General features: G+C 69.4%; 9 protein-coding genes. 8 read left to right on the forward strand and 1 reads right to left on the reverse strand.

Annotation, left to right across the window (positions count from 1 at the left end):
- Positions 1–44 precede the first annotated feature (44 nt).
- A complete protein-coding gene (locus EDC82_RS05460; protein WP_197418913.1) occupies positions 45–878 on the forward strand; it encodes a Sir2 family NAD-dependent protein deacetylase in 834 nt (277 codons plus the stop codon).
- Between the two features lie 90 nt (positions 879–968).
- On the opposite strand, the gene lexA is transcribed toward EDC82_RS05460, so the two are convergent.
- Entirely contained in the window at positions 969–1,685 is a 717-nt protein-coding gene (lexA, locus tag EDC82_RS05465; protein ID WP_006946650.1) for a transcriptional repressor LexA, read from the reverse strand.
- Positions 1,686–2,022: 337 nt separating this feature from the next.
- On the opposite strand from lexA, the gene EDC82_RS05470 reads away from it, so the two are divergent.
- The 7 genes from EDC82_RS05470 to EDC82_RS05500 all read left to right on the forward strand — a co-directional run bounded on the left by EDC82_RS05470 (position 2,023) and on the right by EDC82_RS05500 (position 13,458).
- Positions 2,023–2,451 carry a LysM peptidoglycan-binding domain-containing protein gene (locus EDC82_RS05470; protein ID WP_131940810.1) on the forward strand — a complete coding sequence of 143 codons (429 nt, stop codon included), beginning with the start codon at positions 2,023–2,025 and terminating at the stop codon, positions 2,449–2,451.
- A 313-nt stretch (positions 2,452–2,764) separates the two neighbouring features.
- Complete coding sequence (nrdR, locus tag EDC82_RS05475) at positions 2,765–3,223, forward strand: transcriptional regulator NrdR (protein ID WP_062258695.1); 459 nt, start codon at positions 2,765–2,767, stop codon at positions 3,221–3,223.
- Between the two features lie 80 nt (positions 3,224–3,303).
- A complete protein-coding gene (locus tag EDC82_RS05480) occupies positions 3,304–6,231 on the forward strand; it encodes a vitamin B12-dependent ribonucleotide reductase (RefSeq protein WP_131940812.1) in 2,928 nt (975 codons plus the stop codon).
- 163 nt (positions 6,232–6,394) lie between these two features.
- Entirely contained in the window at positions 6,395–7,591 is a 1,197-nt protein-coding gene (gene serA / locus EDC82_RS05485; protein ID WP_040014956.1) for a phosphoglycerate dehydrogenase, read from the forward strand.
- A gap of 298 nt (positions 7,592–7,889) precedes the next feature.
- Positions 7,890–10,730: an AAA family ATPase gene (locus EDC82_RS05490; RefSeq protein WP_062258699.1), complete on the forward strand. Its 2,841-nt coding sequence runs from the start codon at positions 7,890–7,892 to the stop codon at positions 10,728–10,730.
- Complete coding sequence (locus EDC82_RS05495; RefSeq protein WP_062258701.1) at positions 10,727–12,037, forward strand: McrC family protein; 1,311 nt, start codon at positions 10,727–10,729, stop codon at positions 12,035–12,037. The genes EDC82_RS05490 and EDC82_RS05495 overlap by 4 nt, the downstream gene beginning before the upstream one ends.
- Before the next feature lie 167 nt (positions 12,038–12,204).
- Positions 12,205–13,458, forward strand: a complete 1,254-nt coding sequence (locus tag EDC82_RS05500; RefSeq protein WP_082740963.1) for a DUF445 domain-containing protein — start codon at positions 12,205–12,207, stop codon at positions 13,456–13,458.
- The last annotated feature ends 47 nt before the right edge of the window (positions 13,459–13,505 follow it).

The raw sequence follows: 13,505 nt of genomic DNA on the forward strand, positions 1-13,505 counted from the left end.
ATTGTTGAGACAATCGAACGCAGACCTATGGGAGGGGCAGGATGATGAGCGGCGTCGCGGAACTGACCGATTTCGTGCGCGCGGGAGGGCTCTTCGTCCTCACCGGCGCCGGCATCTCGACCGAATCCGGCATCCCCGACTACCGGCGCCCCGACGGCACGCGCCGCACGGTTCCCATGACATACCAACAGTTCCTCGCCACCCACGAGGCGCGTCAACGGTACTGGGCGCGCAGTGCCGTCGGCTGGGAGATCTTCGACGCGGCGGAACCGAACGTCGGGCACGTCGCGCTGGCGCGACTGCAGGGTGGCGGCCTCGTCGATCACCTCGTGACGCAGAACGTCGACGGCCTTCATGCGCGTGCCGGTGCCCGCGACGTCACCGAGCTGCATGGGTCGCTCGAGCACGTCGTCTGCGTCGCGTGCGGGACGCGGGAAGGGCGCCGTGGCTTCCAGGTACGCCTGCGCGAACTCAACCCCCAGCTGCCGACGCAGGCGCGCCTGCTCGCCGACGGCGACGCGGACGTCGCGGTCGAGCTGGAGCGCGGTGTCATCGTGCCGGCGTGCCTGCGCTGCACGGCCACGACGGTGAAGCCGGACGTCGTCATGTTCGGTGAGTCCGTCGCTCCTGAGGTCGTGGAGGCGCAGATGCGGGCAGTGGAACGCTGCCGGGGCGTGCTCGTGCTCGGCAGTTCGCTCAAGGTGATGTCGGGTTACCGGTTCGTGCTCGCCGCCCTCAAGCAGCAGAAGCCGGTCGCCCTCGTCGGGCTCGGCGCGATGCGTGGCGAGGAGCGGGTCGACCTCGTCGTGCGCGAACCCCTCGGCCCGACCCTCACCGCCGTGTGCGACGCGCTGGGGCTCGACCTCGCGACGTCCTGACGTCTCGGCGTCGAACGTCGGGGCGCAGAAGGGGCTGAGAGTCGAGTTGCAACCACACGCTGGACCGATCCGCGCGGCGCGGCCAGCGCCTCAGATGCTGCGCAGGACGGCCGTGACCTTGCCCATGATGCTCGCGTGGTCGCCGTCGATCGGGGAGTAGGCCTCGTTCGCGGGCATGAGCCACGTCTTGCCCTCGCTGCGGCGCAGCGTCTTGACCGTGGCCTCCGAGTCGAGCAGTGCCGCGACGATCTCCCCGTTGGCGGCGTCGGCCTGGCGTCGCACGACGACCCAGTCGCCCTCGCAGATGGCCGCATCGATCATCGAGTCGCCGACGACGCGCAGCAGGAACAGCTCGCCGTCACCGACGATCTGACGCGGTAGCGGGAAGACGTCCTCGACGGCCTGCTCGGCGAGGATCGGGCCACCGGCCGCGATGCGGCCGACGACCGGCACGTATGACGGCGTGGGTCGCTCGTCGCCCGAGCCCGTCTCGTCGTGCTGCGACTCGGATAGCGCAGACACGGCGTTGCCGCGGTAGCCGCGGGTCGCCGCACCCGAGTCGGGGGAGACGACCTCCATGGCGCGCGGGCGGTTCGGGTCGCGGCGCAGGTATCCCTTGCGCTCGAGTGCGGCGAGCTGATGGGCCACCGAACTCGGGCTCGTCAGACCGACGGCCTCGCCGATCTCACGCAGGCTCGGGGGGTAGCCGCGCTCGTCGACGGAACGTCGGATCACGGTGAGCACCTTGTGCTGGCGTGGCGTCAGCTTGCCCGGCGTGCGCTCCTGCATCGAATGAACGTCACCCATGGTGTGACCCCTCCTGGTCCTCGTCGCACGTCGGTGGTCGCGTTGGCGACACGTGCACCCTCCGGCGGGGCGGAAATGCCCGCCATGACGGGGTTGTCGGTGCGCGGTGCTTGTGTATCTGACATCACCCACAGTACGCGGTGTCGCACACACTTTTCAAAAATGTGTACGAAGAAATCCGTGCGCGCCGTTCGAAAGCACGTTCGGGTGTCGTACAATTGTTCTATCGCACGCGTGTTCGATCGGTCCCTCCGGGCTGACCGGGTCGCGTGAGGAAGCCGCACCGGTGACGGTGTGGCGGCGCCTCGGGGGTATCCCGAGAGAAGGAGTGGTTTCGATGGTTGCTTCGAGTACTGCAGTTCGACGTGAGCCCGTGCTGGGTTCGGGTGTCGACGTGCGCCGCGTGGCGCGGGTCGACGCTGCGGCATCCCGCTCGCACCTCCACCTCGTGCCCACGGGTGGCGCGGTGCAGGTCGTCACGAACTCTCAGAGCGTTCGTTTCGCCCGTCGTCGCTTCACGGCCGTGTGCGTGGCTCTCGTCGTCGTGGCGGGGGCCATCCTCGCGGGCCGGGCGATGGCGAGCGGTGTCGACGGTACGCAGCGGCACGAGGTCACCGTTCGCGCGGGGGAGACGCTTTCGCAGATCGCGGCGCGTGAGATGCCGGGCGTGCGCAACGACCAGGCGGTCGTCGCGATCGAGCACGAGAGCAACCTCGGCTCGTCGCAGGTGCAGGCCGGCCAGAAGGTGATCATCCCCGCACCGTGAAGTGTGACGATCGCCATCGTCGGGTTCGAGGGTTCGAGGGGGCGTGAGTCGCCTCCCCCCCGGCTGGCGCAGGATTCCGCGGCGCACGAGTGGCGGGGGTCGTCGCGAGGTTGCGCAGGGCGAGTAGACGCGGCCTCGGTGCTGTTGCGCGTCGGGTCTCAGGGGCCTAATATCTCTACATGTGGGGCTTTGGCCCCCGCTTCCCCCTAGATGTTGATTCTCCTCCGCTGATGTGCATCTGCGCTCTGAGGCCGGAATCCCGGGGTGGAGCGCCGTCGTCCCGAGTGTTCCCAGCCCCGTCGGAAGGTTTGACGTGCACTGTCCGTTCTGCCGCAACACCGACTCCCGCGTCGTCGATTCGCGCTCGAGCGAGGACGGCACCTGCATCAAGCGGCGCCGTCAGTGCCCGAACTGCGGCAAGCGGTTCTCGACGATGGAGACCGCAAGTCTCACGGTCGTCAAGCGTTCCGGGGTCAGCGAGCCGTTCTCGCGCGACAAGGTGATGTCCGGGGTTCGCAAGGCGTGCCAGGGCCGCCCGGTCACCGACGACCAGTTGGCCGTTCTCGCCCAGCAGGTGGAGGAGTCCATCCGCTCGAAGGGCTCCGCCGAGATCGACGCCCATGACGTGGGCATCGAGATCCTCGGGCCCCTGCGCGAACTCGACCACGTCGCCTATCTGCGCTTCGCCTCCGTCTACCAGGCCTTCGAATCGCTCGAGGACTTCGAGACGGCGGTCAGCGAGTTGCGTCAGTACGCCGCCTCGGCGTCCTGACCCCGCGCGCCTGCCGAGGGCGCGCCCCCCAGATCACCCTCACGTACCAGCTCACCCCACCTGCCAGGAGGCTCACGGTCATGACCGAGACGACGAAGGCCCGCGCCAAGACGGGACGCCGCACCGGCGGCGTCACGATCGAACGCATTTTCACCACGCCCGGCGTGCACCCGTACGACGAGGTCACCTGGGAGAAGCGGGACGTCCTCCAGCAGAACTGGAAGACGGGCGAGACGATCTTCGAGCAGTCGGGTGTCGAGTTCCCCGACTTCTGGTCGCTCAACGCCTCCACCATCGTCACGACCAAGTACTTCCGTGGCGCCGTCGGCACGGACGCGCGTGAAAGCTGCCTCAAGCAGCTCATCGACCGCGTCGTGCTGACCTATTCCAAGGCCGGGCGCGACAACGGCTACTTCGCTACCGACGAGGACGCGGAGATCTTCGAGCACGAGCTCACCCACGCCCTGCTGCACCAGGTGTTCTCGTTCAACTCGCCCGTCTGGTTCAACGTCGGTACCGCGAGCCCGCAGCAGGTCAGCGCGTGCTTCATCCTGTCGGTCGAGGACTCGATGGATTCGATCCTCAACTGGTACAAGGAGGAGGGCTTCATCTTCAAGGGTGGCTCGGGCGCCGGTCTCAACCTCTCCCGCATCCGCTCCTCCAAGGAGCTGCTCTCCTCGGGCGGCACCGCATCCGGCCCGGTCTCCTTCATGCGCGGCGCCGACGCCTCGGCCGGCACGATCAAGTCCGGTGGCGCGACGCGTCGCGCGGCCAAGATGGTCGTCCTCGACGTCGACCACCCCGACATCGAGGAGTTCATCGAGACGAAGGCGCGCGAGGAGGACAAGATCCGCGCGCTGCGTGACGCCGGGTTCGACATGGACCTCGGTGGCCGCGACATCGTCTCCGTGCAGTACCAGAACGCCAACAACTCGGTTCGTGTGAACGACGAGTTCATGCAGGCGGTCGTCGACGGCGGCAGCTTCGGTCTGCGCGCCCGCGACACCGGTGAGGTCATCGAGACCGTCGATGCGCGTGAGCTGTTCGACAAGATCAACAAGGCCGCGTGGGAGTGCGCCGACCCGGGCGTGCAGTACGACGACACGATCAACGCGTGGCACACCAACCCCGAGACGGGCCGTATCACGGCGTCGAACCCGTGCTCGGAGTACATGTCGCTCGACAACTCGAGCTGCAACCTCGCCTCGCTCAACCTGCTGAAGTTCCTCAAGGAAGACGACACGTTCGACGCGGCGACATTCGCCAAGGTCGTCGAACTCGTCATCACGGCGATGGACATCTCGATCTGCTTCGCCGACTTCCCGACCGAGTCGATCGGCAAGACGACCGTCGACTACCGCCAGCTCGGCATCGGGTACGCCAACCTCGGTGCACTGCTCATGGCGACGGGCCACGGTTACGACTCCGACGGTGGCCGCGCCCTGGCGGCCTCGATCACCTCGCTGCTCACGGGTGCCGCCTACAAGCGCTCCGCGGAGATGGCGGCCGTCGTCGGCCCCTACGCCGGCTACGCCCAGAACAGCCAGGCGCACAACCGCGTCATGCGCAAGCACCGCGCGGCCAACGACGAGCTGTCGTCGCACAAGGACATGGGTGCGATGGCGAGCGACATCCACTCCCTCGCCACGAAGGCCTGGGCCGACGTCGTCACGCTCGGCGAGAAGAACGGCTTCCGTAACGCGCAGGCCTCCGTCCTCGCCCCGACCGGCACGATCGGCTTCATGATGGACTGCGACACGACGGGTATCGAGCCTGACTTCTCGCTCGTCAAGTTCAAGAAGCTCGTCGGTGGCGGTTCGATGCAGATCGTCAACCAGACGATCCCGCGTGCGCTGAGGAAGCTGGGCTACCAGGACGAGCAGATCGAGGCGATCGTCGAGCACATCGCCGAGAAGGGCCACGTCATCGACGCGCCCGGTCTCAAGCCCGAGCACTACGAGATCTTCGACTGCGCCATGGGTGCGCGCGCCATCTCGCCGATGGGCCACGTGCGCATGATGGCCGCCTGCCAGCCGTTCCTGTCGGGCGCCATCTCGAAGACGGTCAACCTGCCCGAGACCGCGAGCGTCGACGACATCGCCGAGGTGCACCTCGAGGGCTGGAAGCTCGGCCTCAAGGCCATCGCGGTCTACCGCGACAACTGCAAGGTCGGCCAGCCGCTGTCCGACGGCAAGGCGGAGAAGAAGTCCGAGCCCGCCGCGACCAGCACCGAGACCCCGGCTGCGGAGAAGGTCATCGAGTACCGTCCGGTCCGCAAGCGTCTGCCGAAGCGTCGCTCGTCGCAGACGACGTCGTTCGCCGTTGGCGGCGCGGAGGGCTACCTCACCGCCGGCACGTACGAGAACGGTGACCTCGGCGAGCTGTTCCTCAAGTTCGGCAAGCAGGGTTCGACGCTCGCCGGTGTCATGGACGCGTTCTCGATCGCGGTCTCCATCGGCCTGCAGTACGGCGTGCCACTCGAGACGTTCGTCGAGAAGTTCACGAACCTGCGCTTCGAGCCGGCCGGTATGACGGACGACGCCGACGTGCGCATGGCGCAGTCGATCATGGACTACGTCTTCCGCCGCCTGGCGCTCGACTACCTCGACTTCGACACGCGCTCGTTCATGGGCATCCACACCGCGGCCGAGCGTGCGCGTCAGCTCGAGACGGGTTCCTACGCTCCGAGCGAGGGCGACGACGAGAGCTTCGACGCGGAGTCGAACTCGCAGACGGCCGCCCCGGCCCGTCAGGAGCGCGCGGGTACCACTGCGCCGGCAGCTCCGACGACGTCGGAGGAGGAGCGTGCCGACGAGGTCATCTCGGGCTCGGGTGCAGCCTCGGCCCGTGAGGTGAGCAACGAGATCCACAGCTCCACCGAGCTGCTCGAAAAGTTCCAGGGTCACGCCGCGGATGCGCCGATGTGCATGACGTGCGGGACGAAGATGCGTCCGGCCGGTAGCTGCTACGTGTGCGAGGGCTGCGGAAGCACCTCCGGCTGCAGCTGATGCTTCGCTGAGGCATGAAGGCAGGCGTCGCCGGTGACGAGAGTCATCGACGGCGCCTGCCGTCTTGCCCGCTGAGATGGATCGTCCTGCGATCGCCTCGATGAAGTCTCATGATGTGAGCGACGCGTCAGGTCGTCGTCACCGCCAGCGAAAGGAACCGGCCGTGAAGGCACTGCTGCTCGAGAACGTGCACCCCCTGGGGGAGGCGCTGCTGCGCGAGGCCGGCTTCGAGGTCGACATGCGCATCGGCGCGATGGACGAGGACGAGCTGATCGAGGCGCTGCAGGGCGTCGACCTGCTCGGCATCCGCTCCAAGACCGAGGTGAGCGCGCGCGTGCTCGACAATGCGCCCGACCTGCAGGCGATCGGGGCCTTCTGCATCGGCACGAACCAGATCGACCTCGCGCACGCCGCGGGGCGGGGCATCGTCGTGTTCAACGCACCGTTCTCCAACACGCGCTCGGTCGTCGAACTTGCCATCGCCGAGATCATCATGATGGCGCGCCGCCTCAGCGAGAAGGACCGCGCGCTGCACGACGGGGTGTGGCACAAGGACGCGAAGGGCAGCCACGAGATCCGCGGCCGCAAGCTCGGCATCGTCGGGTACGGCAACATCGGCTCGCAGCTGTCCGTCGTCGGGGAGATGCTCGGCCTGCAGGTCTACTTCTACGACACCGACGACAAGCTCGCCCTCGGCAACGCGACACGCTGCTCGTCGCTCGAGGAGCTGCTGTCGATCGCCGAGGTCATCACGCTGCACGTCGACGGGCGCTCCGGCAACGCCGGTTTCTTCGGCGCCGAGCAGTTCGCCGCGATGCGCCCGCGCTCGTTGTTCCTCAACCTCTCGCGCGGCTTCGTCGTCGACTACGACGCGCTCAAGACGCATCTCGAATCCGGTCACATCGCCGGTGCGGCGGTCGACGTGTTCCCGACCGAGCCCAAGAAGAAGGGCGATCCGTTCGACTCACCGTTGCAGGGCATCCCCAACGTCGTGCTGACGCCGCACATCGGCGGCTCGACGGAGGAGGCGCAGGAGGACATCGGACGGTTCGTCGCCGCGAAGCTGCGCGACTACGTCCAGCGTGGTTCGACGACGCTCAACGTCAACCTCCCGTCGCTCAACCTGCCCGAGCGCCCGGGTCAGCACCGCATCGTGCATTTCCACAAGAACGTGCCGGGTGCGCTGGCGCGCATGAACGGCATCCTCGCCGAGCACGGCGTCAACATCGAGGGTCAGATGCTCGACACCGCCGCGGACACCGGCTACGTCGTCACCGACGTCGTCTCCCAGCTGCCCGACGCCGTCCTCGACCAGCTGCGCGCGATGCCGGAGACGATCAGGCTGCGCGTCGTGCGCTGAGCCGCACCGACCTGCCGCGACCCGTCCCGCGACGGTGTACGAGTGCAGCGTCAGCGGCCCACGAACCGCCCACGCGAAGCGCGTACCCGCGCCATCGCGTGGGCGCCGGCGCCTTCGGACGTCCTCTCGAGCCACCGGACGCACACCGTCCGAAGGGTGAGTCGCAGGCTAGACTGACCGGCAGAACCGACGACGCAGCCGCAGGCTCCGCGTCGCCGAATGCCCCCTTCGACGCAGGTGACGGCGGCCCTCGCTGAGGGTTCGCCGTGCCGGGAGTGACGGTGTGATGCAAGCCCCCATGACGTGGTCCGACGAGGCTGCGGATGGCCAGCGCGAGACCGATCTGGGTCGGTGGCGGAGCACGTACGACCTCATGGCCGAGCACGTCGAGGCCGACCCCGCGTTCGTCGCGTCGTGGCAGCAGCTCGACGCGCTCGCGCACGCCCGCGACATCGAACTGAGGGCTGACGTCGAGGCGATGATCCGCCGCCCCGACATCAAACGCTTCGCCGAGGCCCTCGCGCAGTGGGGCGCGCGGCCGGGCCCATATGTCGGGGCCGGCGCGCTCGCGCGGCACTGGCTGCCGCGCGTCGTAGCGCACTGCGAGGACCGCCTCGGCGAGCTCGAGGACGTGCTGGCGAAGGTGCTCGTCACCCCGACCTCGCTCGACGAGGCGGGCACGTCGATCGCGCGTCTCGAGGACGTCATCGGATCCGGCGGGCCTGATCTCGCGCGCGTGCCGACGTTCCTGTCGCTCGTGTGGGCCACCTCCGGCCAGGGGGACTGGCCGGTGCTGTGGCCGGGTGGGGCGGACGCGTTCGCGACCCTGGGGTGGATGGGGCGCCACCTCACGCACGCCGAGCGCTACGTCGACTTCGTGACGCTGTGCCGTGCGTTCAGCCCCGCCGGCGCCTACCGGGCGCAGCGCGTCGTCACGGCGCTGGGCGAGAAGCCGTCGTTCGTCGGCTTCGGCGCGGCGCTGCCTGCGCTGGCGACCGAGTCGACGCAACTGCACCGTACTTTCGAGCAGGGCGTCGGCTATCCGGACGGCGAGTCGGAGGCACGCGCCGCGTCCCTGGCGCTGCAGTTGCGCGGTCATGCCGCGCTGGTCGCGCGCAGCCTGCACGAGCAGCTCGAGCGCGCCACCGGCGTCAAGCTCGCCGAGACGAGCCTGCAGACCCGGACGGAGGCGTCCTCGCGCGCGGCCTACCGCAGCGATTCGCACTCGACGTGGCTGCTGCCCTCGAGCAGCGGGGGAGCGCCCGCCCTGCGCGTGTGGATGACGAGCTCCGGCATCGCCGTCGGGCTGATGTCGGGCTGGGATTCCGCGGCGGGCGCCGAACGTCACGAGGAGCTCGGCTCGCGGCTCGAGCAGAACCTGCCTGCCGGTCTGGAGTTCATCCATCTCGGCCCGGCCGGCGCGCCGGACCGCCTGACGCCGACGGGGGCGTCGTACGAGGGTGGCGAGGTGTTCGTCGGCCGCTGGTTCCCGCACCCCGACGGGGTGGGGCGGCGCAGCTTCGCCGCGGACGTCGAGGACACCGTGCGCCGCGTGCTGCCGCTGGTCGACACGATGCGCGGCTCCGATGCGCCCGTCGAGGGCATCGACGAGGAGCTCGCCATCGCGCTGCGCGCCTTCCTGGCCGACCGTCCGTACCCGGCGGAGCGCGATCAGTGGCACGTCGAGCAGCGCCGCACCTTCGCGGCCTCGCTCGAAGCGGAGGCGCTCGCCGCGTTCGACCTCGCGACGTTCAAGCGCATCATCGCCGGTGGCGCCTACGGGTCGACGGGCACGCACAGTGTCCTCGACGCGCGCCTCGCCGCGCTCGATGCGCGTGGCCTCGAGAACCTCGCGCGCTCCGTCACGCACCTGCTGTGGGGTGAGGGCGATGACGCCGACCGCATCGACGCGGTCATCGACCCCGAGGGCGCCGATGAGGTCGCGCTCGACGAGGCCGTCGCGATGAAGCTCCTGGCGATCGCGCACCCGCACCGCTACCTGCCCGTGTACGCGATGACGGGGCGTGACGGCAAGGTCGCTCTCGCGCAGGCGCTCGGTGTCGTCCTGCCGCGTCGGCGCGAGTTGTCGCGTGGTCGGCTGCAGGTCATCGCCGCGGACCGGTTGCGCGGCAAGCTCGAACCGTTGCTGCCGAACGACCCGTGGGGGCAGGTGCAGTTCGCGCTGTGGCTGCTGCGCAAGGGCGAGACGAGCGTCGACCCCGAACGAGATCTGGTCGCCGAGGCGGCGGCGGATCTGCTCGTGGACGAGGAGTTCCTGCGCGAGATCGACGAGTTGCTGCAGGACAAGAAGCAGCTCATCTTCTACGGTCCGCCCGGGACGGGCAAGACGTTCATGGCGCAGCGATTCGCGGCGGCCCTGCAGCCCGACCCGACGAAGCGCGCCGTCGTGCAGTTCCACCCGTCCACGTCGTACGAGGACTTCTTCGAGGGCTTCCGCCCGCGTCTCGACGCCGCTGGCGCAATGGTCTACGAACTGCGCAAGGGGCCGTTGGCGCTCATGGCCGAGGCCGCCGAGGCCGACCCGACGACGCCGCACATCATGGTCATCGACGAGATCAACCGCGCGAACCTGCCGCGCGTCTTCGGTGAGCTGCTGTTCCTGCTCGAGTATCGCTCGCAGTCGGTCATGACGAGCTACCGGCCCGACGAGGGCTTCCAGCTGCCCTCGAACCTGTACTTCATCGGCACGATGAACACGGCCGACCGATCGATCGCCCTCGTCGACGCTGCGCTGCGACGCCGCTTCCACTTCCTGCCGTTCATGCCGCACGAAGGCCCGATGGAGGGGCTGCTGGCGCGCTGGCTGGAGCGCGAGAACGGCCCCGTGTGGGTGGCGGGCGTCGTCGATCGGGTCAACGAGGAGCTGCGTCAGATCCTGCGCGGCCCGCACCTGCAGATCGGCCACAGCCACTTCATGGTGCGCGACCTCGACGACGCCGCGCTCGCCCGCATCTGGAAGTACGGCGTCTACCCGTTCATCGAGGATCAGCTCTACGGGCGCGAGGACGTGCTCGCGACGTTCACCTGGGAGGCCGTGCTCGAACGGCACGCCCAGGCTGCGCATGCTGACGACGACGCGGCGCGCGCCACGAACGACGCGGCGCCCGAGGGGTCATGACGGCGCTCGCGGTCGGCGCCCTCGCGCCGGACGAGCGCGTTCGCCTCACCCTGGCGGAGCACTCGCGTTCGGAGCCGGTCCGCGTGCCGAGCAGTGCGCGTCGCGCCCTGTTCTCGGTCGGCTCGGATCGGGTGAGGTTGCTCGCCACTGCCGATCCGGAGGCCGTCGTCGTCGAGACGACGTCGTGGGTCGGCACGGTCAGCGTTCCCGGTTTCGAGGTGCGGATCGTGCCGCGCGTGCCGATGGCATCGATCTTCGCCATGCTCGGCGGGCAGGACGCGTCGATCGCGTGGGGGAGTGAGACGAGCGATTTCGCGGGTGACGGCGAACTGCTCGACGGATCGGCGCTTGTCGTCCTGCGCGCTGTCGAGGCGGCGACCCGCCGCGGGCTGCTGCACGGGTATCGCACGCGCGAGGAGGAGAGTTCGACGCTGCGGGGCCGCTTGCTCGTCGACCAGCTCGCCCGCAGACCGTGGACGGTCGGCGCCCCGGTGTGCCGGTTCGAGGAGTTCACGTCAGACGTCGTCGAGAACCACCTGCTGCGCGCGGCCGTCGTCCGCGTGCTCGGCGCCCCCGGCCTCAGCCCGCAGACGCGGCGTCTCGCCGTCGAGCTGCTCGCGCGGTTCGACGGGGTCGCCGACGCCGATCCGCGGGAGCTGGCGCTCGAGATCCCGTTGACGCGGCTCAATGCGCACTACGAGCACGCGATGGGTCTGGCGCGTCTCGCGATCGACGGTTTCTCGATCCGTCACGACGAGGGCGAGCGCGGTGCGAACGCGTTCCTCGTCGACGTCGACCTCGTCTTCCTGCGCTTCGTCGCCACCGAGCTGCGGGCCCGGTTGTGGCCCGCGCATCGCGTCGAGCAGGCCGAGGAGCTCGCGCTCGACGACGCCGCGTCGCTGCGCGCTACCGCCGACATCCTCGTGCGTGACGCGAGCGGCCCCCGCCTCGTCATCGGCACCCGCTACCACCTCGGCGACGACGACGTGCCCCGCCGCACGGGTGACCCGCTGCACCTCATGACGGGCGGAGGTCGCGACACCGCGCGGACTCCTCGCGACCCGGCCGCCGCCGTCGCGAACGACGCGGCCGCGTTCTTCCCGGTCATGGTGCAGGCCGCCTCGCTCGACCTCGACGCAGCACTCGTCGTCTATGCCCACGCGCGGCGCCGCCCGGCGAGCCGCATCCGGATGCCGGCGACGCGGGCGAGCGTCCACTCGTGGCACGTCGACCTCGACGCGTCGTGGCGTGAGCTGAGCGATGGCCTCGACGATCTCGCGGCGCACGTGCGGCGTCTGTGCGGGTGACGGGCGCCGAGCTCCTGCGGCTGCGCACGCCCCCTGCGTCTCCTGTCACCCGAGACGCCGCGCACGTCACCCCGCGGCCGCCACGCACCGGCGTCCGCAGTGCGCCCTGAGCGAAACCCGGTGCCGTCGAGGCGGTGCGCGAGCGAGAGCCCGACTATCGTGGCGGCGTGTCCACGACGATGAACCTGGCCCCCGCCGATCTCGAGCGCCGTGCTGCGCTGCGTCGCATGCGCCTCGTGGCGACGGGGCTGCTCGTCCTCGCGGCCGTCATCTACATCCTCACGCACGGCCATGGCGGGGCGTGGGGGTACGTCAACGCGGCGGCCGAGGCTGCGATGGTCGGTGCCGTCGCCGACTGGTTCGCGGTGACCGCGCTGTTCCGTCACCCCCTCGGTCTCAAGGTGCCGCACACGGCCATCATCCCGACGCGCAAGGATCAGCTGGGCAAGAGCCTCGAGGAGTTCGTCGCCTCCAACTTCCTCACCCCCGATCTCGTGCGTGAGCGCATCCGCGGCGTCGACGTCCCGCGACGCGTCGCGGCCTGGGTCGAGCGCCCCGGTCAGGCCGAGCGGCTCGTCGCCCAGATCACCCCGCAGCTCAACAAGGCGCTCGAGAGCCTCGACGAGGACGAGGTGCGCCACTTCCTCGACGCCGTCCTCATCCCGCGTCTGCAGCGCGAGCCCATCGGCGAACTCGCCGGGCACCTGCTCGAAGGGGTCGTCGCGGACGGCACGCACCACGGGTTCGTCGACGTCTGCATCACCGAGATGCACGTCTGGGTGAGCGAGAACAAGGATGCGGTGACGCGCATCGTCGGGGCGAAGGCGCCGTGGTGGTCGCCGCAGTGGCTCGACGACGCCGTCGTCGACCGCATCCACCTCGAGATCGTCAAGTGGCTCGCGGAGGTGCGCGACACACCTGATCACGCGATGCGTCGCGCGATCGACGCGTTCCTCGCTCGCGCCGCGCACGACCTGCAGCACGACGAGAAGACCCAGCAGCAGGCGGAGAACCTCAAGCAGCGCTTCCTCACCCACCCCAGCGTCGCCGACGCGGCCCTGAACGTGTGGTCGTCGGTGCGTCGGATGCTCGGTGACGCTCTCATGGATCCCGACGGCGAGCTGCGGGCGCGGATGGTCCACCACCTGCGGGCGCTCGCGCAGCGCATCCGCACCGATGACGCGCTCCACGCGAGCCTCGAACGTCGCCTCGAGGACGTCGCAGCCGCCGGCGTCGAGGGATACGGCCACGAGATCACGGCCCTCATCTCCTCGACGGTCGAGCGCTGGGACGCGCAGGACGCCTCCGAACGCATCGAGTCGTTCGTTGGGCGCGACCTGCAGTTCATCCGCATCAACGGCACCGTCGTCGGCGGCCTCATCGGCCTCCTCATCTACACGCTCAGCCAGCTCCTGCCCTGACGGCGGGGGGCGCTGGGCCCTGCCCGAACGCGCGCGGCCATCACCGG

It is taken from the genome of Dermacoccus sp. SAI-028, from assembly GCF_004346775.1.
GTDB classification, from domain to species: domain Bacteria; phylum Actinomycetota; class Actinomycetes; order Actinomycetales; family Dermatophilaceae; genus Dermacoccus; species Dermacoccus nishinomiyaensis.